Origin of the sequence: Micromonospora sp. NPDC049559, assembly GCF_040676675.1 — a bacterium.
GTDB lineage: Bacteria > Actinomycetota > Actinomycetes > Mycobacteriales > Micromonosporaceae > JBFAPK01.
Genome location: NZ_JBFAPK010000004.1, coordinates 186294 through 210580, shown reverse-complemented (window position 1 = coordinate 210580; position 24287 = coordinate 186294). Strand labels below are relative to the sequence as shown.

Sequence of the window (24287 nt, the reverse complement as noted above, 5' to 3'; positions counted from 1 at the left end):
CTCGGCCAGCGGACGAAGGGACGAAGCGAACAACAGCCGCTTCCCGTAGTAGGACTCAAAGACGGTACGTTATGCCCCCCGATGACTGTCAACCGCCCCGGGCCAGTCGATTCCCGCCGCCCGGCGTGTCGGCCCCGGCGAGTCTTCCCCCGGAGGCGGGCTCAGCCACCGGCCAGGTGCCGCCGCAGCAGCGCCGACGCCGCACCCGGATGCTCCGCCGCCAGCAGACCCGCCGCCGCCAGCACGTATGCGCCGTCCACCACGACACCCGCCGCCCGCGGCAGCGGCCACCCACCGGCGTGGTCGGTCAACACCGTCGACAGCACCGCCGCCGCCTCCCCCGGCGCGCAGTGACGCAGCACACCCCCCGACCCGATCAGCAGCCGCACGTCCCGCAGGTCCCGCGCCGGCACCCCCGTACCGTCGCCGCGCGCGTGCCGACGCACCGCCACCGTCGCCGCCAGCGCCGCGATCCGCCGGTCGGTCGACCGCTGCGCCTCGTCCACCGGCACGAACCCCGGCTCACCCGCCCGTACGGCCGCCTCCGCCGCCAACCCCGCCGCCTCGTCCGCGCCCAGCAGCCGCTCCGCGACCGCCGCGGCCACCACCCCCGGCGCGCTCCACCGCATCCCCAGGTCACCCTCGACCGTACGGGCCCGCCACAGCGTCCCCGCCGCCGCCCGACCCGGCCCGCTGTCCCGCTCGTCCGGGGTGAGCACCGAGTACACGTCGGTGGTGGCCCCACCCACGTCCACCACCGCCAGGTCCCCGCCGAGCTGGTCGGCCAGCAGCTCCACACCGGACAGCACCGCGTCCGGGGTGGCCGCGCGCACCAGCGACGCGAACCGCCCACCCCGCGACAACCCCTTACCGCCGATCACGTGCCGCAGGAACACCCGCCGGATCGCCGCCCGCGCCGAGGCCGGCGCCAACACCCCGATGCGGGGCAGCACGTTGTCGGCCACCGTCACCGGAACCCCCGCCCCGGCCAGCAGCCCCACCAGCTCCTCGCGCGCGTCGACGTTGCCGGCCAGCACCACCGGCGTACGCCACCGCGCCCGCGCCAACCGGGTCGCGTTGTGCGTCAACACCTCCGCGTCGCCGCCGTCGGTACCACCCACCAGCAGCAACACGTCCGGGCGGGCCGCCCGTACCGCCCGCAGCCCCGCCCCGTCGAGCCGGCCCGCCGCCACGTGCACCACCCGCGCGCCCGCCGACAGGCCCACCCGCTGCCCGGCCCGCGCCGTCACCAACTCCTCGTAACCCACCACCGCCAGGCGCAGCCCCCCGCCCGCCGACGAGCAGACGTACCAGCCGCCCGGCACCGGCGTACCGGCCCCGGGCGGCAGCGCCGCGGTCGCCGCGGCCACCGCCGCGTCCAGACCCCGCAGCACGTCCGTGCCGGCCGTGGTCGGACGCGCCGCCGTGGCCAGCAGCCGGCCGTCGGGCAACCCCACCAGGGCCACCTTCGTCCACGTCGAACCGACGTCCGCGCAGACCGCGTACCCGCCCGCCGCCGCCGTCGCCCCGCCCGGCCCCGCGCCGTCCCCGGCCGGGGTCACAGCGGCCGGGGCACCGCGCCCGGCGCCTGCCCCGCCGGCGGCACCACCACCGTGCCGGTCGCCGTCACCGCCACCAGCGGCGGATCCAACACCTCCGCCGCCGACCCGCCCCGGTCCGGCCGCCCCCGGCACACCACCCGACACTCGAAGTCCAACGTCCGGCTGCGCGTACCGACCCGGCGCACCGTCGCCGTCACCTCCACCACGTCACCGGCGCGCACCGGCGCCCGGAACTGCACGTCCGCGTACGAGGCGAACAACCCCTCGTCGCCGTCGGTACGGATGCACACCTCCGTGGCCACGTCCCCGAACAACCCCAGCGCGTACGCCCCGTCCACCAGCGAACCCGCGTAGTGCGCGTGCGAGTACGGCACGTACCGCCGGTGCGTCACCGACACACCCACCCGAGGATCACTCACCCGACCGCCCTCCCCGACCGTTGCCCGTCACCAACGCGTGCACCAGGTAGCTGGCCACCTCCCGGGGCGTCGTACCCCGACCGAAGATCCGGTCCACCCCCAACTCGGCCGCCATCGCCTCGTCGAACCGCGGACCACCCACCACCAGCAGCGGACGCCGCCCCGCCGGCAACGCCTCCCGGAACGCCGCCGACATCTCCCGCGTGTTGTGCAGATGCGCGTCCCGCTGCGTCACCACCTGCGACACCAGCACCGCGTCCGCCCGCTCCGCCCGGGCCGCCTCCACCAGATCCGGCACGCTCACCTGCGCACCCAGGTTCACCACCCGCAACTCCCGGTAGTACTCCAAGCCCTTCTCCCCGGCGATGCCCTTCACGTTCAGGATCGCGTCGATGCCGACCGTGTGCGCGTCCGTACCGATACACGCCCCCACCACCGTCAGCTTGCGCCGCAACCGCCGCTTCACCAGCGCGTTTATCTCCTTGGCCGGCAGCAACGGAAAGTCCCGCTCCACCACCCGCACCGCCGACAGGTCCACCAGATGGTTGACCCGCCCGTACACCACGAAGAAGGTGAACCCGTCCCCCATCGCCCTGGCGTGCACCAGCAGCGCCGGATCCATCCCCATCTTCGCCGCCAACTGCAGCGCCGCACCCTCGGCCCGCTTGTCGTGCGGCACCGGCAACGTGAACGACACCTGCACCATGCCGTCGCCCGTGGTGTCCCCGTACGGGCGCACCACCGGCCCGCTCACGCCGACACCCCCGCCGCCACCACGGCACCCCCGGCCGCGTCGGCCTCCAGGATCTCCGTCGCCGGGTTGTAGTAGTCCGACGCGTGCGCGGCCACCCCGTCCAGACCCTTACCCCGGTCCGCCGGCCGCCGCATGATCCCGAACGTGCCCTCCCCGATCGCCGTCAACAGCGAATCGTCCACGATCCGCTCCAGCAACCGCACCGCCTCGTCCAACACCAACCCCGCCCGCCGCTGGACGAACCCACCCGGCGCCGGCACGAAATCCTCGTGCAACCCGCCGGCCGCACCCAACACGTACCGCACGTTCTGCAGCGCGATGTCCCGATCCGACAGCCACGGCGTCACCACCGCCTCCGTCATCATCCCCACCAACAGGATCCCCTGCCCCGTCAGCGCCCCCACCAGGTTGAAGAACCCGTCCAACAGGTTGCCCCGGAACACGTCACCGGTCATGTGCTTCGTCGGCGGCATCCACTTCAACGGCGCGTCCGGGAACAACTCCCGCGCCAGCAACGCGTGCGCCAACTCCAGCCGCAGCGACTCCGGCACCTCCGGATTGATCTCGAACGCGTGCCCCAACCCCAACTGCCAGTCCGCCAACCCCGCCTCGTGCGCGAAAAACTCGTTCAGCAGCTGCGACACCGTCACCGTGTGCGCCTCCTCCACCGCGTCCGCGGTGGTCAGGTAGTTGTCCTCACCGGTGTTGATGATGATCCCCGCCCGCGCGTGCACCTGACGGGAGAACCGCTGGTCGACGAACGTCCTGATCGGATTGATGTCCCGGAACAGAATCCCGTACATCGAGTCGTTGAGCATCATGTCCAGCCGCTCCAACCCCGCCAGCACCGCCATCTCCGGCATGCACAACCCACTGGCGTAGTTCGTCAGCCGCACGTACCGACCCAACTCCCGCGACGAGGCATCCAACGCCGCCCGCATCAGCCGGAAATTCTCCTGCGTCGCGTACGTCCCCGCGAAACCCTCCCGGGTCGCCCCCTCCGGCACGTAGTCCAGCAACGACTGACCCGTCGACCGGATCACCGCGATCACGTCCGCGCCCGCCCGCGCCGCCGCCTGCGCCTGCGGAATGTCCTCGTAGATGTCGCCCGTCGCCACGATCAGATACACCCACGGCCGCCGCGGCGGATCCCCCCACCGGCGCACCAACCGCTCCCGCTCCACCCGACGCCGGTCCACCCGACGGATCCCCGCCGCCACCGCCCGCCGGGCCGCCCGCCGCGCCGCCGTCGCCGCCCGACCCGACGGCACCTCGAACCGCACCGACCCCGCCGCCGCCCGCTGCGCCAACAACGTCACATCGTCCAGCGACTCCCGCGCCAACGCGTCGAAGACCGGCACCGCCACCCCGTGCGACAACCCCACATCGGCGACCACCGCGTCCACCAACCGGTTCACCCACGGAATCCCGTCCGGATCCGCACCACCCACCCCGGCCAGCCGCAACACCGCCCGCTCCACCGACACCGTCGTGTGGCTACGCGCCAGATCCACCACCGGCTGACCGGCCCGCCGCGCCAACTCCCGCGCCCGCGCCACCACCGCCGGATCCAGACCCAACTTCCCGCCCACCGGCCCGCCGCCGCTCACCGCGACACCCCGCGACCCGACCGGCCCGCACCCCGGCGAACCGACACCACCCCGACCAGACCTACCATCACGACGGCACACCCTCCTCGTAGATCACCGCACCGCGCAGCACCGTGCGCCGGCACACCGGCAACGGCGTCGGATCCTGCGGCCCCCGCACCTCCGGATCCTCCGCCACCAGCACCGGCAACCCCCGCGACACACCCGCCGGCGCCGACCACACCGCGAACGTCGCCGGCGCACCCGGCGCCAACACCCCCTCCGCGTCCCGGTGCACCGCCCGCCAACCACCCCGGGTGTGCGCCGCGAACGCCGCCGCCACACTCATCCGCAACACCGGATTGAAATGCGACACCGCCGCCCGCACCGACCCCCACGGATCCAACGGCGTCACCGGCGAATCCGAACCGAACGCCAACGCCACCCCCACCCCGTGCATCGCCCCCATCGGGTTCGACTCCAGCGAACGCGCCACCCCCAACCGCGACGCGTACATCCGGTCCGCCCCACCCCACAACCGGTCGAACGCCGGCTGCATGCTCGCCACGATCCCGAAATCCACGAACCCCGCGATCAGCCGCTTGTTCACGATCTCCGCGTGCTCGATCCGGTGCCGCGCCGCCCGCAACCGGTCCACCCCCAGCTCCGACGCCGCCGCCGCGAACCCCGCCAACACCGTCCCGATCGCCGCGTCACCGATCGCGTGGAAACCCCCCTGCACCCCGTGCGACGCGCAATCCACCAGATGCGCCCGCACCTGATCCGCCGAGACGTACCCGAACCCCACACCCCCCGGCTCACCATCCAGGTACGGCTCCGACAGGTGCGCCGTACGCGACCCCAACGCCCCGTCCGCGTACAGGTCCCCACCCGCACCCACCGCACCCAACTCCCGGGCCTTCGCCGCCCCCAGCAGCTCACCCCAGTAGCCGTACACCTCCGGCCCGCCGTCGCCCGACAACGCCAGCACCCCGGCGAAATCCGCCTCGTCCGACGTACCCGGACCACCACACTCGTGCACCGCCGCGATCCCCAACGACGCCGCCCGCCGCAACGCCGTACGCTGCGCCGCCCGCCGCTGCGCCGCCGACACCGAACCCAGCGCCACCGCCCGCACCACGTGATGCGCGTCCCGACGCAACCACCCCGACGCGTCGTACCCCGCCGCCGCCGCCACCTGCGGCGCCGCCGCCAGCAACGCCGACGAACACAACGCCGAATGGATCGACGCCTGCGACAGGTACACCCGCCGACCCCCCGCCGCCCGGTCCAGCTCCGCCGCGTCCGGCAGCCGCCGATCGGCCCACCCCGACTCGTCCCAACCGTGCCCCAACACCACCGCGTCCGCCGGCAACCCCGCCGCGAACCTCGCCACCGCCGCACACACCTCGGCGGCCGACCGCGTCCCCGACAGGTCCAGCCCCGACAACGCCAGACCCGTGTCCGTCGTGTGCACGTGCGCGTCCACGAACGCCGGCGTCACCAACGCCCCGTCCAGCTCCACCACCTCGTCGGCGGCCGGCGCGTCCGCGTCCGCACCCACCCACGCGATCCGCCCGTCGCGCACCAACAGGGCCGTCGCCCCCGGATCCGCCGGACAGTGCAGCAACCCACCCCGGTACAGCACCGAAGGACCACCGGAGGGCATCGAGGGAATCGTCATGTGATCAGTCTGCCCGCAGGCGCGCCTCGAACAACCGACGCACGCCGGTGACCTCCCGCACCAACGACAACGCCAACTCCGCGTGCCCCGGCACGTACCCGTTGCCCACCAGCATCGTCACGTCCGCCGCCAGCCCCTCGGCACCCAACGCCGCCGCCGCGAAGCTCGTCGCCATCGAAAAGAAGATCACCGTGCCGCCGTCGGCCGTCGCCAGCACCGCCCCGTGCTCGCACCCCGGCACGTCCACGCAGACCACCGTCACGTCCGCCGGCCCGCCCAACGCCTCCCGCACCGCCGCCGACAGCGCCACCGGATCCCGGGCGTCGGCCAGCACCACCTCGTCCGCCAGCCCCGCGGCCACCAGCCGGTCCCGCTCCGCCGCCACCGGCACCACCCCGACCGTACGGGCCGCACCCGCGCGCGACGCCGCGGCCAGCGCCAACGACCCGCTCTTGCCGGCACCGCCCAACACCGCCACCGTCACGCCCCGCCGTAGCGCGCCGGTCCCCGCGCCCGCCACCACGTGACCGCCCACCACCCGGGCCGTCAACGCCGGCGCGCCGCAGACGTCGAGCACCGCCAGCGCCAACTCCGCCGGCAGGTCGTCCGGAAGCACCGCCACGATCGACCGCGCGAACAGGATCGCGTGCCCCGCGCACGGCACCTGCTCGCCCAGCCCGTCCCAACCGGCCAGCCCGTCGTGCACCGCCAGCGGCGTCAACGTCAGCGACACCAGGGTCGCCACCCGGTCACCCGGCCGCACCGGCAGCGGCGAGTCCGGGCCGACCTCCTCGACCGTACCGATGAGCATCCCGCCCGAACCGGTGACCGGATTGTGCATCTTGCCCCGCGTGGAGATGATCTCCAGCACCTCGGCCCGTACCGCCGCCCCGTCCCCGCCGTGCTTCTGCGCGAGCTGCCGGAAGCTCGCCGCGTCCAGGTTGAGCCGCTCCACCCGGATCCGCACCTCGTCGGCGCCGACCTCCGCACGCGCGTCGAGCCGCCACGCCGCCTGCGGCAGCACCCCCGCCGGTTCGAGCACGCGATGTAGACCGACCGGTGACGTCATGGCGACCTCCTCGTGACCACTGCCCGTACTCCAGACCACCGCCCGGGCCGGACAGTCTGTCCGGCGCCGCTCGTGCGACGGGAAAACTTCCGGCAGGATAGTTTCTGTACCGCAAATTCTCCAGTAGCCTTCCCCCGGGTGATCAACCGCGGGACAGAGGAGGCGCCATGACCCAGACCCAGCCGATCGAGGCCGTTCCCCGACCCCGCAACGGCACCGACCACACGGCCACACCCACCGCCGGCCAACCATACGAATACCGGCGCCGCCAACTCGTCGAACCCGACTGGACCCGCTACCCCGGCTGGCGCCACGTCACCCGCGAACAGTGGGAATCCGCCCAGTGGCAGCGCGCCAACTGCGTCAAGAACGCCAAACAGCTCCGCGCCGTCCTCGGCGACCTCGTCGACGAGAGCTTCTACGCCGACCTCGCCACCGACCAGGCCACCCGGGCCACCATGTCGATGCTCGTACCACCACAAATGATCAACACCATGGTGCCCGACGGCCCCGTCACCACCGAGACGTTCCGCGCCGACCCGGTCCGCCGCTACATGATCCCGATCGCCTCCGACCGGCGCACCGACTGGCCCTCACACCCCTACGCCACCCGCGACTCGCTCCACGAACACGACATGTGGGTCGCCGAGGGCCTCACCCACCGCTACCCCACCAAGGTCCTCGCCGAACTGCTCTCCACCTGCCCCCAGTACTGCGGGCACTGCACCCGGATGGACCTCGTCGGCAACTCCACCCCCCAGGTCGACAAGCTCAAACTCACCCTCAAGCCCGTCGACCGGTACGACGCGCACATCACCTACCTGCGCGCCCACCCCGGCGTACGCGACGTGGTCGTCTCCGGCGGCGACGTCGCCAACGTCCCCTGGCGCAACCTCGAGTCGTACCTCATGCGGCTACTGGAGATCGAAACCATCCGCGACGTCCGGCTCGCCACCAAGGCGCTCATGGGCCTGCCCCAGCACTGGCTCCAACCCGACGTCGTCGAAGGACTGGAGCGCGTCGCCCGCACCGCCGCCCGCCGCGGCGTCAACCTCGCCATCCACACCCACGTCAACCACGTCCAGTCGCTGACCCCGCTCGTCGCCCGGGCCGCCCAGACCGCCCTCGAAGTCGGCGTACGGGACGTCCGCAACCAGGGCGTGCTCATGCGCGGCGTCAACGCCACCGCACCCGACCTGCTCGACCTCTGCTTCGCCCTCCAGGGCGAGGCGGGCATCCTGCCGTACTACTTCTACATGTGCGACATGATCCCCAACGCCGAGCACTGGCGGGTACCGGTCTGGCACGCCCAGCAGCTCCAGCACGACATGATGGGCTACCTGCCCGGCTACGCCACCCCGCGCATCGTCTGCGACGTGCCCTTCGTCGGCAAGCGCTGGGTCCACATGCTCACCGAGTACGACCGCGAGCGCGGCATCTCGTACTGGACCAAGAACTACCGCACCTCGATCGAGGCCGCCGACGGCGGCGCGCTCAGCAAGCGGTACGAGTACTACGACCCGATCGACACGCTCCCCGAGTCCGGGCGCGCCTGGTGGACCCGGCGGGCGGCCGAACCCGCCGCCTGAGGCCGCCCGATACGACGTGCCCCCCGGACCAGGTCCGGGGGGCACGTCGTATCCGCACCGCGAAAAGTCCATCCCACCGCGCGGTCAGCGGTCGAAGGCTTCCTTCACGTTCCGGCCGGCATCCTTGACGTTCTCGCCCGCCTGCTTCGCGCGGGCCTCGCTCTGCTGCCTGGCGCCCTCGCCCCGCATCTGCTCGTTGTCGGTCCGGTCGCCGGCCTTCTCCTTCGCGGCGCCCATCAGCTGCTGGGCCTTGTTCTTCGCCTTGTCGGTGAGGCTCATCTCGACTCCCTCTGGCTGGTCGGGCCCCCCAGTCCGGGGCCCGATGTCGCTCTCCGTTGGTGTGCCCGGTCGGGCCCGGTGAAAACCTCTGACCGTGTGCGGTGGGGCACGCCGCGTAACCCATCCTAGGATGCTAGGTGTAATGCGGGGCCGCCCCGGCCGATCCGTGATTGACTGGCCGGGTGGCTGAGATCATCCTCGTCCGGCACGGCGAGACCGAATGGAGCCGTACCGGACGGCACACCTCGTACACCGACATCCCGCTCACGGAGGTCGGCGAGCGGCAGGCGCTCGCGCTGGCGGCCGGGTTGGCCGGGCGTACCTTCGCCGCGGTCATCTCCAGCCCGCGCGGCCGAGCCCTGCGCACCGCCGAACTCGCCGGGCTGGCCGTCACCGACGTCGACGAGGACCTCGGCGAGTGGAACTACGGCGAGTACGAGGGGATCACCACCGCGGAGATCCACCAGGACCGGCCCGGGTGGGACCTCTGGACCGACGGCTGCCCCGGCGGCGAGTCACCGGAGGAGGTCGGCCCCCGGCTGGACCGCGTGCTGGAACGCGCCCGCGTCGCGCTGGCGGACGGCGACGTGGCCCTGGTCGCGCACGGGCACAGCCTGCGGGTGGCCGGCGCCCGCTGGATCGGGCTCACCGCCGCCGGCGGCGGAAAGCTGCGGCTCGACACCGCCACCGTCTCGGCGCTCGGCTACGAACACGACCGCCCGGTCATCCTGCGGTGGAACCAGCCCGCTCCCCCGCTTCCGGCGCGAGACTGATCCGCGGCGGCCGCCCCTCGTACGGGGTGGAGAGCACCACCGTCGTCCGGGTGGTGACGTTCGCCGAGGTACGGATCTCCTGCAGCAGCCGTTCCAACTCGGCCGAGCTGGCCACCCGGACCAGCAGCAGGTAGAAGTCCTCCCCCGCCACCGAGTAGCACGACTCGATCTCCGGCAGGTGGGCCAGCCGCTCCGGCGCGTCGTCGGGCTGGGACGGGTCGAAGGGGCGGATCGCGACGAACGCGCTCAACGGCAGGTCCAGCGCCTCCAGCGACACCCGCGCCGCGTACCCCTTGATCACACCGCGCTGCTCCAGGCGGCGTACCCGCTGGTGCACCGCGGAGACCGACAGGCCGACCCGCTCCGCGAGGTCGGTGTAGGACAGCCGGCCGTCGGCGGACAACGCGGCGACGATGGCCCGATCGATCTCCTCCACGCGAGCAACCTACCGGGCGGTCGCGGCGGACGGCGACAGGCGCCCGGACCCGGCGATTTCCGGACACGGCCCGCACGCCGTCGCGGGCGTCGATCCGGCGCGGTGCCCGGGCAGCGCGCGGGCCCGGGAACGCGGCCGGGTCAGCCGGTGACGGCCGCCGCGATCAACGCGTCCGCGGTGGCGGTACGCATGTTCAGCACCGCGTGCCCGGCACGGTGCGCGCTGATCAGGCCGGCGGTGCGCAGCGCCCCGAGGTGCTGGGATATGCCGCCGGCCGACAGCCCGGTCCGGCGCGCCAACTCGGTCGTCGACAGCGGGGACTCCAGCTCCACCAGCAACTGCGCCCGCGACCGGCCGATCACCGCCGCGAGGGCCTGCGGCGCGGCCGAAGCGCTCTCCCAGAGCGTACCGACGCCGCGCGGCGGGTACGCCAGCTGCGGGTTGCTGGGCGACGCGACGGTACGCACCGCCGGCCAGACGAAGACGCTCGGCACCAGCAGCAGCCCGGCGCCGGCGACCACCGTCGCGCCCGAGCACCACCCGTGCGCCACCGACAGGGTGTTCTCGTTCCAGCCGACCCGATCGTGCAGGCTGTTGAGCAGGCCGGCGGCGCCCACCTCGGCCAGCAGCCGGGCCCGGTGGAAGACCTCCGCCTCCAGCAGCGCGCGCAGCCGCGGCCACTCCTCGGCCAGCGCGATCGGCCAGTACGCCCGGATCTCCTCGACCAGGCGCGCGAGGCCGGCCGGCGGATCGGCGTACATGGCGCATACCGCCGGCGAGTGCGGCACCTGCAGGAGGTCCAGCTCGGCGCGGACCGTCTCGGCCGGGGTGGCGCGCAGCACCTCCAGCTCCGCGTCGAGCTGCGGGGCGAGCGTCGCCGGCGGCGGGGTCAGGAAGTCCGGCATGTAGCGGGGCCCGGGCGGGATCAGGCCGTCGAGCAGGCTGCCGCCGCCGGGCGCCAGCCCTGCGGCGGCCAGCCGGGGCCCCACCCGGCGCGCCCAGGGCAGGTGCACCGCGTGCTCCCGTGGGCTGCGGAGCACGTGGAAGCTGGACGCGACCTCCCAGAGGCAGGAGAGCCCGAACCGGATCCGCCCGATGTCACCCGCGGAGAGCTCGACGGTCAGCACCGCGTCCCCCGGGTACCGGCCCGCCGCCGCTGCCCCGCCCGCGCCCGGGAAGACCCCCCGGGTACCGAAGATTCAGCCACGGCTGAAACATTACTGCGGGCCGGCGCGAACGTCGAAGCTGCTGCCATGACCACCACGGAACTCACCACGGAGCCGGCGCCCGAGGCCGTGCGCACCACCACCCCGGCCGCCGGCGCCACCGACGGGCCGCGTGCGGCCGGACGGCCACCGGCCGCGGCGGGAGCGCTGCGGGCCGCGCTGGCGCTGCGCTTCGGCGGGCTGCCCCGCCCGTTCTGGATCGTCATCGCCGGGACGATCGTCAACCGCGTCGGGGCCACCGTCGTACCGTTCCTCGTCTTCTTCCTCGGCGCGCGCGGCATCGCACCGGGCGCGACCGGGGCGGTGGTGCTCGCCCTCGGGCTCGGCGGCACGGCCGGCGCCGTCCTCGGCGGTTGGCTCGCGGACCGGATCGGGGCCCGCTCCGCGCTGCTCGCCGGCCTGCTGCTCGCCCCCGCGAGCCTCGGCGCGCTCTTCGCGGCGCCGACGCTGCCGCTGCTGGCCGCCGCCGCGCTCGCGGTCGGCGCGACCGGGAAGATCTACCCGCCGGCGGCGGGGGCGCTGCTCGCCGGCTCGGTCACCGGGCCGCGACGTACCCGGGCGTTCAGCCTGCTGCACTGGGCCATCAACATCGGCGCGGCCTGCGCCGCCGCGCTGGCGGGCTTCCTGGCCGCCCACGGCTTCCTCCTGCTCTTCCTCATCGACGCGGCGACCTCGCTGGCCTTCGCCCTGCTGGTGGCGGTCGGGATCCCGCGCGACGGGTCCCGACCGGCCGCCGGGGCGGCCCGTCACCCGTCCGGCCGGCCGCACGGCAGCGGCTACGGCCTGCTGCTGCGCGACCGGCTGATGATCCTCTTCGTGCTGCTCAGCCTCGCCCAGGAGACGGTCTACAGCCTGACCGAGTTCGCGATCCCGCTGGCCGTACGCCTCGACGGCCTCTCCCCCGCGGTCTTCGGCACCGCCGCGGCGGTCAACGCGCTGCTCGTGGTCGGGCTCCAGCCGTTCCTCTACCCCCGGCTGTCCCGGCTGCCCCGGATCCCGGTGCTCGCGGCCGCCTGGTGCGTGGTCGGCGTCGGCGTGGCCACCACCGGCCTGGCCCACAGCGCCTGGCAGTACGTGGCGACGACCGCGGTCTGGTCGGTGGGCGAGGTGATCGGCGGGATCGTGGCCGGCGGGATCGGCGCCGACCTGGCGCCCGACGGCGCGCAGGGTCGCTACCAGGGCGCCCTGATGTGGACGGGCTCCCTGGCCCGGCTGCTCGGTCCGGCCGTGACCACCGGGCTGTTCGCCACGACCGGGCCGGCGGTGCTGTGGTGGGGCACGGCCGCCACGGGCGTGCTCGGCGCGGTGGTGCTGCTGCGGATGGCCCCGGCGCTGCGGCACCGCGCCGGTCGGTGAACCCTCGGGAGCGCGTACCCGGCGGTCGGTGTACGGCGCCGTCGCGGATACCCGGCGGTCGGGCCCCCCGGGGAGGACTCGGTCGCCGGGTGACCGGCGGCCCGGCTCACCCGGCGGCCGGGCGCCGGGTGGACGGGTGTCTCAGGCGGCCAGCGAGCGGGCCACCACCAGGCGCTGGATCTGGTTGGTGCCCTCGACGATCTGGAGCACCTTCGCCTCACGCAGGTACCGCTCCACCGGATGGTCCGCGACGTAACCGGCGCCGCCCAACACCTGGACCGCGTCGATGGTCACCCGCATCGCGGTGTCGGTGGCGAAGAGCTTCGCCTTGGCCGCCTCGACCGAGTACGGCCGGCCGGCGTCGCGCAGCCGGGCGGCGGCCAGCGTCAACGCCCGCGCCGCCGAGACCTGGGTGGCCAGGTCGGCGAGCATGAACCGCAGCCCCTGGAAGTCGATCACCCGGTGGCCGAACTGCTCGCGTTCCCGGGCGTAGCCGACCGCGTGGTCGAGGGCTGCCTGGGCCAGACCGACCGCGCACGCCGCAATGCCGAGCCGCCCAGAGTCCAGCGCGGTCATCGCGATGGTGAAGCCGTGCCCCTCCGGCCCGACCAGCCGGTCGGCCGGTACCCGCGCGTCGTCGAAGGCGATCTGCGCGACCGGGGAGGAGCGCAGCCCCATCGTCCTCTCGGCCGCCTGCGGGACGATGCCGGCGGTGCGGGCGTCGGCGAGCAGGCAGGAGATGCCGCCGGCGCCCGATCCGCCGGTGCGGCAGAAGATGTTGTAGAAGTCGGCGCTGTGGGCGTGGGTAATCCACGCCTTCGTGCCGGTCACGACGTAGTGGTCACCGTCGCGGCGGGCCCGGGTCGCCAGCGCCGCCGCGTCCGAGCCGCCCTGCGGCTCGGAGAGGCAGTACGCGCCGAGCAGCTCGCCTCCGATCATGTCCGGCAGGAGCTTGCGCTGCTGCTCGGTGCCGTAGGCGGCGACGGGGTAGCAGGAGAGGGTGTGCACGCTCACGGCCTCGGCGACCGCCAGCCAGCGCCCGGCCAGGACCTCCAGCACCTGCAGGTAGACCTCGTACGGCTGGCCGCCGCCGCCGTACTCGGTCGGGTACGGCAGTCCGAGCAGCCCGGACCGGCCGAGGGTGCGCAGCAGCTCGCGGGGGAACTCCCCGCGCGCCTCGTGCTCGGCGACGCGGGGGGCCAGTTCCCGGTCGGCGAGTTCGGTGGCGAGCGCGAGGAGGTCGTACGCCTCCTCGCTGGGCAGGATCCGGTCGACGGTCATAGCGGGACGAGCTCCGTGGCGGTGGTGTTGAGCCGTTCGACGCCGTCCGGGGTGCAGACGACGATGTCCTCGATCCGGGCGCCGTGCCGGCCCGCGAGGTAGATGCCGGGCTCGATGGAGAAGGCCATGCCGGGCTCCAGCGGGCGCGGGTTGCCGGTGACCAGGTACGGCTCCTCGTGCCCGTCCAGCCCGATGCCGTGCCCGGTGCGGTGCAGGAAGGCGGCGCCGTAGCCGGCCTCGGTGATCAGGTCCCGGGCGACCGCGTCGACGGCCTCGGCGGTGACGCCGGGGCGTACCGCGGCGACCGCGGCCCGCTGGGCGGCGTGCAGCACCGCGTAGTACCCGGCGAAGTCGCCGGGCACGTCGCCGCCGGCCAGGTAGGTGCGGGTCGAGTCGGAGCAGTACCCGGAGGGCATGGTGCCGCCGATGTCGACCACCACCGGGTCGCCGGCCTCGATCCGGCGGTGCGAGGTCTCGTGGTGCGGGCTCGCCGCGTTCGGGCCGGAGGCGACGATGACGAAGTCGACGGTGGCGTGGCCGGCCTCCCGGATCGCCGCGGCGATGTCCGCGCCGACCTCGGTCTCGGTACGGCCGGGGCGCAGCCACTCGCCCATCCGGGCGTGCACCGCGTCGATCGCCGCGCCCGCCTCGCGCAGCGCCGCCACCTCCGCGTCCGACTTGCGGATCCGCAGCTCGCGCAGGACCTCACCCGCCAGGCGCTGCTCGGCGCCGGGCAGCGCGGCCCGCAGCGCCAGCACCTGCTCGGCCCACATCCGGTTGCCGAGGCCGACCGTGCCGGCGGGTCCGCCGAGCGCGCGGGCCACCAACGGGTACGGGTCGGTGCCGTCGGGATGGTCGACGATGCGTACGCCGGTGCCGGGGGCGGGTGACGCCTCGGCCGCCGGGCGCTCCAGGGTCGGCACGATCAGTGTCGGTTCACCCTCGGCGGGCAGCACCAGGCAGGTCAGGCGCTCCTGGGCGTGCGCGTTGTAGCCGGTGAGGTAGCGCAGGTCGGAGCCGGGCGTGAGGAGCAGGGCGCCGAGGCCGGCGGCGGCGGTGGCGCGCTGCGCGCGCGCCAGCCGCTCCGGTGGATAGAGGTCGTCGATCCGCACGCGGTCAGCTTAACGGTCGTTCGGGTGTTTTCGGCACACCGCTTTCGGGAGCCTGCGCGCCGGCGCCCGACAGCCTCGTCGATCTAGGGCAAATCGGCGTGATTGGAGATCAAACAACGAGGATTTGCCCTAGATCGACGAGGGGAGCTATTGCAAAAGTTCTCTTGAACGTTCAGGATACTTTTTGCGATGAGAGACGTCCTGTACCTGGAGCAGATCGAGCAGGCCGAGACCCTGCTCAAGCCGCAGCGCATCGAGGTGCTGCGGCAACTGGCCGAACCGCACACCTGCACGGAGGTCGCGGCGGCGCTCAACCAGACCCCGCAGCGGGTCCACTACCACGTACGACGACTGGTCGAGGCGGGACTGGTCAGCCAGGTCGCCACGCACAAGGTGCGCGGCGTACAGGAGGGCGTCTACCAGGCCAGCGCCCGCGCGTACTGGCTCTCGCCCCGCCTGGTCGGCCGACTCGGGGGGCGCCGCGAGCGCGACGAGCTCAGCCTCGGCTACCTGCTCGACCTCATGGAGGAGGTCCAGGCGGACATCGCCGCGCTCGACCGCGACGCACCCGAACTCCCCTCGATCGGCGTCTCCGGCGAGATCCGGATCCGCCCGGAGCTGCGGCCGGAGTTCCTCGCCGAGCTGCGCGCCACCCTGCAGGACCTGTTCACCCGGTACGGCGGCGCGGAGGGGGATGCCTTCAAGCTCGCCGTGGCCCTATATCCCAAGGGAGAGACATGAGCGAAGACCACGCCACCGGCGGCACGATGCGGCTGCGGCTGCGCGTCCCGGCGCCCCTGGCCCGCGTACGGCACGCGCTGACCGACGGCGCCGCCCTGCGCGCCTGGCTGGCCGAGTACGCCGAGGTCGACCTGCCCAGCCGGTACGAGTTCTGGGGCCGCTCCACGCCCGAGGGCGACGAGCCCCGCCAGCACCCGCTGCGGGTCGACGAGCGTACGGTCCGGTTCGCCTGGACGCTCGACGGCACGGAGACGGTCGTCGAGATCGACCTCGCCGAGGAGGACGCGGACGCCACCATCCTCACCCTGAGCCAGACCGACCTGCCGAGCTGGACCGAGGTCCTCTCCGGTACCGACACCGGCAGCCGGGGCCTCATGCACACCTACTGGTCGCTGGCCCTGGCGAACCTGGTCGACCATCTCGCCGGGCGCGCGCTCACCGGGCCGGTCGACCTCACCTCGCCCGAACTGCGGGCCGAGGTCACGATCGCCGCCCCGCCCGAGGACGTGTACCGGTCGCTGACGGACCCCGACGAGTTCAGCCGGTGGTTCGGCGCCAGGATGGAGCTCGAACCGCACGTCGGTGGGCGATGGGCGATGGGCGGGTTCGACAATGACCCGCAGCCGGCCCGCATCGTCGCGCTGGAACACGGCCGGCGGATCAGCCTGGCCTGGAGCGACCAGGTCTCCACCTTCGAGCTGGCGGACTCCGGCGGCGCCACCAGGCTCACCCTGGTGGAGAGCGGCTTCGACGAGAAGCGGCCCCCGTACGACGGCTGGCTGGGCTGGCTCAGCGGCCTCGCCGAGCTGCGGCGCTACCACGAGCTGCCCGCCTGGCGCCCGATCTGGCTGGCGGTCGAGATGCCCGGACTGCCGGACGGCATCCTCACCCTCGGCTGACCCGGCGGCGGGGCACCCGCGACACCGGCGACCTCGCTGAGGGTCCCCGTCGCGGGTGCCCTACCGGGTTCCCCGCGACGGCGCGCGGCGCGGACCGACCCCCCGGAGCATCCCCCGACGGCCGCCGCCCGGGCTACGCGGGCAGCCGCGGGCACTCCCAGACGCGGTGCCGCCAGTTCCTGCGGTCGTGCAGCAGCACCCGGTCCGGCAGCGCGCCGAAGTCCAGCGTCCGCTCCTCCGTCCAGCCCTCGAACCGGTACTCGGCCGGGCCGACCCGGACCAGGAGGCACTCGACCCCCTCCGCCGTACGCAGCAGCGGGCCGTCCGGACCGGTGGTCACCTCGGTGCGCACCCCGTCGGCGTCGCCGCTGGGCGCGTCGGTGACGTGGGCGAGCAGGTCCTTGCCGAGGACCGCGGGGAGCAGGAACGGCGGGACCTCCAGCTCCGGATCCACGGGCAGCCGGGGCCGGTTGCTCACGTACGGGATCGATTCGAGGTTCCGGCGGAACCAGTCGGGGAAGAGCTCCACCATGGCGTCGTTGACCATGCAGTCCACCACCAGGTGGATCCGGCGGGTGGCGCCGCCGTTGCGCAGGTAGTGCGGCAGGGCGAAGTTCGCGTACCAGAGCTCACCCGGGCGCCAGTGGTAGCTGCGGCCCTCGATGAACAGCAGCGCGTCCGGGTTGGTCACGATCGGCACGTGCAGCCGCAGTTGCCCGTAGCCGAAGCCGATGAACTCGTCCGAGTGCTCGTCGAGGCTGGCCCCCGGGTCGAGCGCGAGCAGGCGCACCGCCCGCAGCTCCCCGGGGATGCGGTCGAGCAGCCGCGCGAACGACGGCATCCGCGCCAGCGCTGGCGTCGCGCCGAAGCGCACCGTCCCGGGACCGCCAGGGTCGGTCCGGTCCGCCCGGCCACCCGGGCTGTGCAGCGGGAAACAGGTCCATCCGGCGGCGATCGGGTCGCCGACCCGACCCGCCGAGTAGGGACGCTGGTGGTCCCACGGCCCCTGCTCGATGGCGCGGAGGTCGTCCCGCAGCGGCGCGGGGTCGATGTCGGTGGCGAGGCGTACGGCGGCTGCGTCGCCCCGCAGCGTCGGCGGAGGTGGCGGGAGTGCGGTCATGGGGCATCCTCGGTCTCGGGCCGGAACGCGCGACGGGGCGCTGCGGGCCCCGACTCGGGTCGGTCCGGCGGCGGTGGTCGATGGGCGCACAGCGGTCCTGCGGTGGCAGCCGATGGGCACGCACGGTGCGGAAACCGAGCGGCATGCCGCCACGCGGCGACCTCGCACACGTGGCGGCACACCCGTTTTGATCAGTAGTAGTGGCGCATGGCGAAGACCCCTCTCTGTCGGCGGACAAGCGGGGTGAAAAGGGGCGCTCCCCTGACTCCCCAGATAACCCTTTGCCCCCGTCGGCACGTTGCACGCCACGGCCGAGGAGCTGCCGCCAGGCTTACCCCCGCAAGCGATTGGTGTCAATGCAACCCCGCGCGGTTTTTTCATGTTATGAACGATGGAGCCTTTCAATTTGCCTCCGGCCGACCGCCGACGCAGGATGCGATCATCACCGACGGGGGGCCTGCGCGCCATTACCACGACCGACGCTCGAATACGCCCGCTGTGGCGGCGTGCCCCGATCCGGGGCGCCAGCGGCCACACACGGAGGACGGACGGATTTGCGGAGGCAGGAGATGGATATTACCGGCGAAGAAGTGTACGGTCCGGCCGGCACTTCGGACGCCGCCGGCGGCGGGCTCTTCGATCCGCTGTCGGCCGAATTCATCGATAATCCCTATCGGGTTTATGGGATAATGCGTTCGGTGGACCCGGTGCACTGGCACCCGGAACTCTCGGCGTGGGTCCTCACCACGTACCGCGACTGCCTGCGGGTGGTCGAGGACTCCGCCACCTTCGCCGCCGACTACCGGCGCGCCGGGGTGCCCATGGAGCCCCAGACGATCACGGTCCAGACCCTCGACCCGCCCGACCAGCTACCCGTCCGGCGGCTGCTCGCCGAGGCGTTCCGGGCCCAGCGGGTACCGGCCATCCGGCAGGAGCTGGTGCCGTACGTGCGGCAGCGGCTCGCGGAACTCGCCCACCGCGACGAGGTCGACCTCGTCACCGAACTCGCGGTGCCGCTCGCCACCTTCTCCGTGAGCGCGGTGTTCGGCGGTGACCTCTCCCGCAGCGAGGAGTTCCGCACGGCCTCCACCGCGGTGGTGCGAAGCATGATCGCCGGAGTCGCGCCGGAACGGGAACGGCCGGGTCTCGAAGCACGGGCGCTGCTCACCGACCTGATACGCGCGGAGTACGAATCCGGCCCGACGGAGGGAATACTCGGTTTCCTCCGGAGCCGAGACGCGCACCGCGAAGTCGGGGCAGACCTGCTGATGAATTCGCTGCGCGCCGTCCTGCTGGCCGGGCTCAACACCGGGCAACGTTTCCTCGGAAATGCCGTGCACACGCTGCTGCGACATCCCGGAAAAATGCGGGAATTCGCCGGGCTCCCGGGCCGCGAACGGACCGTCGCGCTGCACGAGCTGCTCCGCTACGACACCCCTTTCCAGGCGCAGGAGCGAATTGCCACCACGGATACCCGGATAGGTGGACGCCAGGTCCGGCACGGCGACCGGGTCGTGGTGCTGTTCGGGGCGGCGCACCGGGACCCGGCGATTTTCGCCGATCCCGACGACCTCGTCCTGTCGCGCACACCGAATCCGCATTTCGGATTCGGTCGTGGCGCGCACGCCTGCCTGGGCGCGGCGCTCGCCTTCGCGCAGGCGGACGTGCTGCTGTCCGAACTCGCGGCCCTGCGGGTGGTCCGGCTCACGGCGCCGCCCGTACGGGAACCGAACCCGACCCTGCGCGGGCTGGCGACGCTACCGGTGTGCCTCCGGGCCGATGACTGACCCCCGGGCGGGTTCACGCCCGGAAGGCCTCCGCGAGCCGGTCCAGGGCCTGCGCCAGCAGGGGGCGCGGCAGGGCGAAGTTGAACCGCGCGAAGCCCGCGGCGGCGAACGGCTCGCCGTCGGAGAGCTGGACCCGGGCCCGGGCGAGCAGTTCCCGGGCGGGCGCGGCGGCGAAGCGGGTCTCCCGCAGGTCCCACCACGACAGATAGGTCGCCTCCGGCGGGCGGCACCGCACCCCAGGCAACCGCGGCAGCGCGTCGAGCAGGTCGGTACGGCGGGCGTCGAGGTAGCGCACCGCGTCGTCCATCCACCGGTCGCCGTGCCGCCAGGCGGCCTCGGCGGCCACCGCGCCGAGCAGGCTGGCGGTCGCCCCGCGGGTGTACCGGCGATGGGAGATCCGCGCGTGCAGGTCCGCGTCGGGCGCCACGGCCAGGGCGTACCGCAGGCCGGCGGTCCCGAACGCCTTGCTGGCCGAGGTCACGGTCACGGTCCTGGCCGCGATCGCGTCGCCGAGCGACGCCGTCGGGACGTGCCGCGCACCGGGCAGCGTCACGTCGGCGAAGACCTCGTCGCTGACCAGCCAGCCCTCGTGCGCGACCACCAGCTCCGCCAACTCCCCCAGCTCGTCGGCGGACCAGCAGCGACCGGTCGGGTTGTGCGGCGAGCAGAGCAGCACCAGGCGCGCGCCGTCCCGCAGCGCCGCCGCGACGGCGCCGAGGTCGAACACGTCCCGACCCGACTCGTCGACGCGCAACGGCACCGGCAGCGGCGTGCGGCCGAGGTCCCGGACGGCGAGCAGGAACGGCGGGTACGTGGGCACCGGCACGATCACCGGCTCCCCGGCGGCGGTGAGCAGGTCGATGCAGGCGGCCATGGCGGCCACCACGTTGCCGTGCCCGCTGGCGTAGCTGACGTCCGGCTCCCAGCCGTACCGCCGGGCAGACCAGCGCGCCCAGGCCCGGGCGGGCGCCGGATCCTCGTACGGATGGCCGAGGTCGTTGCCGTCGACCGCCGCCCGGAGGGCCGCCGCCACCGGCGGGGCGATCGGGAGATCGGGGTCGGCCACCCAGGCGGGCAGGACGCCCGGCGGGGTCTCGCCCCACTTGGCCCCCCGCTTGCGGCGCAGCTGCGCCTCGGTCAGGGCGTCGGCCAGCGCCGCGAATTCGGAGGATCCGTTGGAGGAAGGAACCGAGAGTTGCCCGATCGGATGATCCATACTCGTCTCCCCGAGGTCGTGACCAGGTGGCCGAGATGATGGATCCGGCTCCCCGTACCCAGAAGGGTATCGATGGATACCCGTTCGTCAACGGCCCGGCGTTCCGGTACACCCGGCCGCCACGGCGGCCCGCCGCGGCGCGACGGGTGGGTACCCGCCGATGAGCCGGCCGCAGACCGTCGACTGGGCCGCCGTCGCCGACGAGTTGGAGCAGCTCGCGCACGTACGCTCCGCCTGGCAGCTCGCCGCGGCCCGCTGGCTCGCGGAGCTGACGGCGGGCGCACCGCCGCGACGGGTCCTCGACGTGGGATCCGGTCCCGGGGTGACCAGCTGCCTGCTGGCCCGGGAGTTCCCGGAGGCCGAGGTGATCGCGGTCGACATCCGACCGGAGCTGCTGGCCCGCGCCGAGGCCCGGGCCGCCCGCCTCGGGCTCGGCGGGCGGGTCCGCACCAGGCAGCTCGACCTCACCGACGGCACCGAGCTGCCCGTCGCCGACCTGGTCTGGGCGAGCAGCATCGTGCACCATTTCGGCGACCAGGTGGCGATGCTGACCCGGTTGGGCAGCCGGCTCTCGCCGGGCGGGCTGCTGGCGGTCGCCGAGGGCGGCCTGCCGAGCCGCTTCCTCCCCCGCGACACCGGGATCGGCCGACCCGGTCTCCAGGCCCGCCTCGACGCGCTCATGGAGGACTGGTTCACCGAACGCCGGGACGCGGCGCCGGGCAGCGTCCGGCGCGCGGACGACTGGCCGGCCCTGTTGGCGGCGGCCGGCCTGCGGCCGCGCCGCAGCCGCAGCTTCCTGGTCGACCTGCCCGCTCCCCTGGACGACGAGGCCCGCGACCACGTACGCGTGATGCTCGCCCGGATGCGCGACCTGCTCGGCGACCGGATCGACGCCGACGACCGGGCCCAACTGGCGCGCCTGCTCGATCCGGAGGCCGCCGAGGGGGTGCTGCGCCGCCCGGACGTCTTCCTGCTCGCGGCGACGACCGTGCACGTCGCGGGCGCGCCGTGATCACCCCGGCGGCCGACGGCCCCCGCCGACCGCGGCCCGCCAGGCCATGACCACCACAACGACCCGGCAACGGAGCGCAGCGATGGAGAAGCCTTCCGGACCACCCGTGGACGCGCAGCGCGATCCGCGACAACTGCACCAGGACGCCGCCGTCGTCTTCGCCGACCTCCTGGCCGGGGTGCGGCCGGGCCAGTGGACGGACCCGACCGGTTGCCCCGACTGGGACGTACGCGGCCTCGTCAACCACGTCGTCAACGGCAACCTCCGGTTCCTGGCGATCGTCACGCGCCGGCCCGTACCCGACCGGGACGAGTTCGTGCTCGGCGAGGACCCGGTCGAGGCGTTCCACACCACCCTCGCCGCGCTGGTCGCGGAGTTCGCCCGCGACGACGTGCCAACCGGCGAGTTCCTCACCCCCGGCGGACCGGAACCGGGTCACCAGCTGGTGCGGACCCGCTTCATCGAACTGCTGGTACACGGCTGGGACCTGGCCCGGGCGACCGGTCAGAACGCCGAACTCGATCCGGCGCTCTGCCGCGCCTGCCTCGACATCCTGCGCCGCCGCTCGTTGCCGCGCGGCCCGGGCCGCCCGTTCGCCGAGGAGCGGCCCGCCACCGACGCGCTCCACCCGGCCGACCGGCTGGCCGCGTTCGCCGGCCGCGACGTCACGCGAACCCCGCGTCCGGGACGGTGACCGACCGCCGGCCAGGGCCTGGCACGAACCCCTGCGCGGACGGCGCCCCGCCGCGGGCCCGTCCGGCAGCACGAACCCCTGCGGGGGCGGTGATCCGTCGCGGGCGCGCCCCGCGGCACCGCCCCGACCACCGGAAGGAGAAGACATGCGCTGGTCCACACCCCTGACCGCCGTCGTCGTCGCCCTCGTCGTCGCCGCGTCCGGCGCCGCCGGGGACCCCGCGTACGGTCGGGCGGACAGCACGGCGGCGAGCTCCGGCCACCAGCTCGCCGACCGGCTGGAACGGTCGACGCGGGCGGCGGGGGCCCTCCGCCACCTGCGCGCCTGGCAGTCGGCCGCCGACGCGAACGGCGGGATCCGCGCCGCCGACACCCCGGGCTTCGCCGCGTCGGCCGACTACCTGGTGGGACGGCTGCGGCGCGCGGGGTACGAGGTGACCCGCCAGCCGGTGCCGTTCGAGTACTACCGGGTCGACACCGAGCGCGCGGTGACCCTGTCCGAGCCGCCCGTACCGCTGCGGGTGCTCGCGATGACGTGGTCGCCGACGACCCCGCCGGGCGGCGTCGAGGCACCCGTACGGGTGCTGCCGACCTCGCACGACGGCGTCGTCGACCCCACGCCCGGGTGCGAGCAGGCCGACTACGCCGGCGTGCGGGTCACCGGGGCGGTGGTCGTGCTGCCGAGGGCCAGCTGCGGTTTCGTCGTGCAGCAGCAGGTCGCGGTGGCGCTCGGGGCGGTCGCGGTGCTGTTCTACATGCCGACGGTCCGGCCGGACAACATCTACCGGGCGTACCTGTTCGACCCCGCCGCGGTCTCGGTGCCGGTCGGGACCGTGACGCAGCGGGCGGCGGAGCGGCTCGCCGGGGAGACGGCGGTCCGCGAGGTGCGGATCCGGCTGGAGATCGCGGCGCACCCGGTACGGGCGGTGACCGAGAACATCCTGGCCGAGACGGCGGGCGGTCGGCCGGACCGGGTCGTCATGGCCGGAGCGCACCTGGACAGCGTCACCGAGGCGCCGGGCATCAACGACAACGCCGCCGCCGCGGCGGCCCTGCTGGAGACGGCGATCCGCCTGGCGCCCGAGCAGCGCGCGGTCCGCAACAAGGTACGGTTCGCCTGGTGGGGCGCCGAGGAGCTGATCGAGGTGGGCTCCCGGTACTACCTGGAGCAGCTCGACGCCGAGCAGCGCGGACGGATCTCGCTGTACCTCAACTACGAGCTGATCGCGTCGCCGAACTTCGCGCGCTTCATCGTCGACGGTGACGACGCCGAGCACCCCGGCGGGACGCCGCCACCGGCCGGCTCGGGGGCCGTCGAGCGGGTCCTCACCGACTACTACGGCAGCCGCGGGCTGGCCTACGAGACCGTGGACCTGTACAGCATCGGATCCGACCACTGGCCGTTCGCGGACGCCGGCATCCCGGTCGGGGGCCTGGACGGGGGCACCTACCAGGCGAAGTCCGCCGAGCAGGCGGCGCGGTACGGCGGTACGGCCGGCGAGATGTTCGACCCCTGCTACCACCAGCCCTGCGACGACCTCTTGAACATCAACGTCGCCGAGTTCGACCGCAACTGCCAGGCGGTGGCGTGGGCCGTGGGGCGGTTCGCCAGCGACGTCGAGGACGTCTCGGCGCGGCGCCGCGGCGCGTGAGGCGACCGGAACCGAGCGGGTACGGGCGACCGGGTGGG

Annotated in this window: 22 protein-coding genes; 9 read left to right on the top strand and 13 right to left on the bottom strand. The window is 73.8% G+C overall.

The features are described 5' to 3' along the window. Positions 1-161 precede the first annotated feature (161 nt). The 6 genes from AB0J86_RS08230 to AB0J86_RS08205 form a co-directional block, all read right to left on the bottom strand. Positions 162-1562: a glutamate mutase L gene (locus AB0J86_RS08230; RefSeq protein ID WP_363854404.1), complete on the bottom strand. Its 1401-nt coding sequence runs from the start codon at positions 1560-1562 to the stop codon at positions 162-164. Next, entirely contained in the window at positions 1559-1981 is a 423-nt protein-coding gene (locus tag AB0J86_RS08225; RefSeq protein WP_363854402.1) for a hotdog domain-containing protein, read from the bottom strand. The genes AB0J86_RS08230 and AB0J86_RS08225 overlap by 4 nt, the downstream gene beginning before the upstream one ends. Next, complete coding sequence (locus AB0J86_RS08220; protein ID WP_363854400.1) at positions 1974-2735, bottom strand: OAM dimerization domain-containing protein; 762 nt, start codon at positions 2733-2735, stop codon at positions 1974-1976. Before AB0J86_RS08220 ends, AB0J86_RS08225 begins: the two co-directional genes overlap by 8 nt. After that, complete coding sequence (locus tag AB0J86_RS08215) at positions 2732-4327, bottom strand: lysine 5,6-aminomutase subunit alpha (RefSeq protein WP_363854773.1); 1596 nt, start codon at positions 4325-4327, stop codon at positions 2732-2734. Before AB0J86_RS08215 ends, AB0J86_RS08220 begins: the two co-directional genes overlap by 4 nt. 85 nt (positions 4328-4412) lie before the next feature. Next, positions 4413-6008, bottom strand: coding sequence for an amidohydrolase (locus AB0J86_RS08210; protein WP_363854397.1), 1596 nt, complete (start codon positions 6006-6008; stop codon positions 4413-4415). A gap of 4 nt (positions 6009-6012) precedes the next feature. Beyond that, positions 6013-7077 carry a zinc-binding alcohol dehydrogenase gene (locus AB0J86_RS08205; protein ID WP_363854396.1) on the bottom strand — a complete coding sequence of 355 codons (1065 nt, stop codon included), beginning with the start codon at positions 7075-7077 and terminating at the stop codon, positions 6013-6015. A gap of 167 nt (positions 7078-7244) precedes the next feature. On the opposite strand from AB0J86_RS08205, the gene AB0J86_RS08200 reads away from it, so the two are divergent. Then, the gene (locus tag AB0J86_RS08200) at positions 7245-8666 is read left to right on the top strand and encodes a lysine 2,3-aminomutase (protein ID WP_363854393.1); all 1422 of its coding nucleotides are present in this window, start codon (positions 7245-7247) and stop codon (positions 8664-8666) included. A gap of 84 nt (positions 8667-8750) precedes the next feature. Here the strand turns inward: AB0J86_RS08200 and AB0J86_RS08195 are convergent, their stop codons facing one another. Beyond that, positions 8751-8945 carry a CsbD family protein gene (locus AB0J86_RS08195; RefSeq protein ID WP_363854390.1) on the bottom strand — a complete coding sequence of 65 codons (195 nt, stop codon included), beginning with the start codon at positions 8943-8945 and terminating at the stop codon, positions 8751-8753. A 182-nt stretch (positions 8946-9127) separates the two neighbouring features. Between AB0J86_RS08195 and AB0J86_RS08190 the strand changes: the two genes are divergently transcribed. Continuing rightward, on the top strand, positions 9128-9718 hold the full coding sequence (locus AB0J86_RS08190; RefSeq protein WP_363854387.1) for a histidine phosphatase family protein: 591 nt from the start codon (positions 9128-9130) through the stop codon (positions 9716-9718). Here AB0J86_RS08190 and AB0J86_RS08185 read toward each other — a convergent pair. Both AB0J86_RS08185 and AB0J86_RS08180 read right to left on the bottom strand, forming a co-directional pair. Continuing rightward, positions 9669-10154 carry an Lrp/AsnC family transcriptional regulator gene (locus tag AB0J86_RS08185; RefSeq protein WP_363854385.1) on the bottom strand — a complete coding sequence of 162 codons (486 nt, stop codon included), beginning with the start codon at positions 10152-10154 and terminating at the stop codon, positions 9669-9671. The two genes, AB0J86_RS08190 and AB0J86_RS08185, sit on opposite strands and share 50 nt — an antisense overlap. A gap of 140 nt (positions 10155-10294) precedes the next feature. Beyond that, positions 10295-11281, bottom strand: a complete 987-nt coding sequence (locus AB0J86_RS08180; protein ID WP_363854382.1) for a DUF5937 family protein — start codon at positions 11279-11281, stop codon at positions 10295-10297. Positions 11282-11407: 126 nt separating this feature from the next. On the opposite strand from AB0J86_RS08180, the gene AB0J86_RS08175 reads away from it, so the two are divergent. Beyond that, the gene (locus AB0J86_RS08175) at positions 11408-12736 is read left to right on the top strand and encodes an MFS transporter (protein ID WP_363854380.1); all 1329 of its coding nucleotides are present in this window, start codon (positions 11408-11410) and stop codon (positions 12734-12736) included. A gap of 141 nt (positions 12737-12877) precedes the next feature. Here AB0J86_RS08175 and AB0J86_RS08170 read toward each other — a convergent pair whose 3' ends face one another. Next, positions 12878-14017: an acyl-CoA dehydrogenase family protein gene (locus tag AB0J86_RS08170; RefSeq protein WP_363854377.1), complete on the bottom strand. Its 1140-nt coding sequence runs from the start codon at positions 14015-14017 to the stop codon at positions 12878-12880. Further along, positions 14014-15129, bottom strand: a complete 1116-nt coding sequence (locus AB0J86_RS08165; protein ID WP_363854374.1) for a Xaa-Pro peptidase family protein — start codon at positions 15127-15129, stop codon at positions 14014-14016. Before AB0J86_RS08165 ends, AB0J86_RS08170 begins: the two co-directional genes overlap by 4 nt. A 189-nt stretch (positions 15130-15318) precedes the next feature. Between AB0J86_RS08165 and AB0J86_RS08160 the strand changes: the two genes are divergently transcribed. Further along, positions 15319-15870, top strand: coding sequence for a helix-turn-helix domain-containing protein (locus AB0J86_RS08160; RefSeq protein WP_363854373.1), 552 nt, complete (start codon positions 15319-15321; stop codon positions 15868-15870). Then, a complete protein-coding gene (locus AB0J86_RS08155) occupies positions 15867-16769 on the top strand; it encodes an SRPBCC family protein (protein WP_363854370.1) in 903 nt (300 codons plus the stop codon). The genes AB0J86_RS08160 and AB0J86_RS08155 overlap by 4 nt, the downstream gene beginning before the upstream one ends. A 133-nt stretch (positions 16770-16902) precedes the next feature. Here the strand turns inward: AB0J86_RS08155 and AB0J86_RS08150 are convergent, their stop codons facing one another. Beyond that, a complete protein-coding gene (locus AB0J86_RS08150; protein WP_363854367.1) occupies positions 16903-17889 on the bottom strand; it encodes an aspartyl/asparaginyl beta-hydroxylase domain-containing protein in 987 nt (328 codons plus the stop codon). A 569-nt stretch (positions 17890-18458) separates the two neighbouring features. On the opposite strand from AB0J86_RS08150, the gene AB0J86_RS08145 reads away from it, so the two are divergent. After that, positions 18459-19676 carry a cytochrome P450 gene (locus AB0J86_RS08145; protein WP_363854364.1) on the top strand — a complete coding sequence of 406 codons (1218 nt, stop codon included), beginning with the start codon at positions 18459-18461 and terminating at the stop codon, positions 19674-19676. 13 nt (positions 19677-19689) lie between these two features. On the opposite strand, the gene AB0J86_RS08140 is transcribed toward AB0J86_RS08145, so the two are convergent. Continuing rightward, positions 19690-20892 (bottom strand): aminotransferase class I/II-fold pyridoxal phosphate-dependent enzyme, encoded by a 1203-nt coding sequence (locus tag AB0J86_RS08140; RefSeq protein ID WP_363854361.1) that lies wholly within the window; start codon positions 20890-20892, stop codon positions 19690-19692. 160 nt (positions 20893-21052) lie between these two features. On the opposite strand from AB0J86_RS08140, the gene AB0J86_RS08135 reads away from it, so the two are divergent. The 3 genes from AB0J86_RS08135 to AB0J86_RS08125 all read left to right on the top strand — a co-directional run bounded on the left by AB0J86_RS08135 (position 21053) and on the right by AB0J86_RS08125 (position 24249). Further along, a complete protein-coding gene (locus AB0J86_RS08135; protein WP_363854358.1) occupies positions 21053-21904 on the top strand; it encodes a class I SAM-dependent methyltransferase in 852 nt (283 codons plus the stop codon). 82 nt (positions 21905-21986) lie between these two features. Then, on the top strand, positions 21987-22598 hold the full coding sequence (locus AB0J86_RS08130; protein WP_363854355.1) for a TIGR03086 family metal-binding protein: 612 nt from the start codon (positions 21987-21989) through the stop codon (positions 22596-22598). Between the two features lie 145 nt (positions 22599-22743). Further along, positions 22744-24249 (top strand): M28 family peptidase, encoded by a 1506-nt coding sequence (locus AB0J86_RS08125; RefSeq protein ID WP_363854352.1) that lies wholly within the window; start codon positions 22744-22746, stop codon positions 24247-24249. The last annotated feature ends 38 nt before the right edge of the window (positions 24250-24287 follow it).

What these genes read in the sequence shown, in the direction of transcription:
- AB0J86_RS08210 (WP_363854397.1), bottom strand. Translation starts at nt 6,008, where the DNA reads ATGACGATTCCCTCGATGCCCTCCGGTGGTCCTTCGGTGCTGTACCGG.
- AB0J86_RS08205 (WP_363854396.1), bottom strand. Translation starts at nt 7,077, where the DNA reads ATGACGTCACCGGTCGGTCTACATCGCGTGCTCGAACCGGCGGGGGTG.
- AB0J86_RS08200 (WP_363854393.1), top strand. Translation starts at nt 7,245, where the DNA reads ATGACCCAGACCCAGCCGATCGAGGCCGTTCCCCGACCCCGCAACGGC.
- AB0J86_RS08195 (WP_363854390.1), bottom strand. Translation starts at nt 8,945, where the DNA reads ATGAGCCTCACCGACAAGGCGAAGAACAAGGCCCAGCAGCTGATGGGC.
- AB0J86_RS08175 (WP_363854380.1), top strand. Translation starts at nt 11,408, where the DNA reads ATGACCACCACGGAACTCACCACGGAGCCGGCGCCCGAGGCCGTGCGC.
- AB0J86_RS08170 (WP_363854377.1), bottom strand. Translation starts at nt 14,017, where the DNA reads ATGACCGTCGACCGGATCCTGCCCAGCGAGGAGGCGTACGACCTCCTC.
- AB0J86_RS08160 (WP_363854373.1), top strand. Translation starts at nt 15,319, where the DNA reads ATGAGAGACGTCCTGTACCTGGAGCAGATCGAGCAGGCCGAGACCCTG.
- AB0J86_RS08155 (WP_363854370.1), top strand. Translation starts at nt 15,867, where the DNA reads ATGAGCGAAGACCACGCCACCGGCGGCACGATGCGGCTGCGGCTGCGC.
- AB0J86_RS08150 (WP_363854367.1), bottom strand. Translation starts at nt 17,889, where the DNA reads ATGACCGCACTCCCGCCACCTCCGCCGACGCTGCGGGGCGACGCAGCC.
- AB0J86_RS08145 (WP_363854364.1), top strand. Translation starts at nt 18,459, where the DNA reads ATGGATATTACCGGCGAAGAAGTGTACGGTCCGGCCGGCACTTCGGAC.
- AB0J86_RS08140 (WP_363854361.1), bottom strand. Translation starts at nt 20,892, where the DNA reads ATGGATCATCCGATCGGGCAACTCTCGGTTCCTTCCTCCAACGGATCC.
- AB0J86_RS08135 (WP_363854358.1), top strand. Translation starts at nt 21,053, where the DNA reads ATGAGCCGGCCGCAGACCGTCGACTGGGCCGCCGTCGCCGACGAGTTG.
- AB0J86_RS08130 (WP_363854355.1), top strand. Translation starts at nt 21,987, where the DNA reads ATGGAGAAGCCTTCCGGACCACCCGTGGACGCGCAGCGCGATCCGCGA.
- AB0J86_RS08125 (WP_363854352.1), top strand. Translation starts at nt 22,744, where the DNA reads ATGCGCTGGTCCACACCCCTGACCGCCGTCGTCGTCGCCCTCGTCGTC.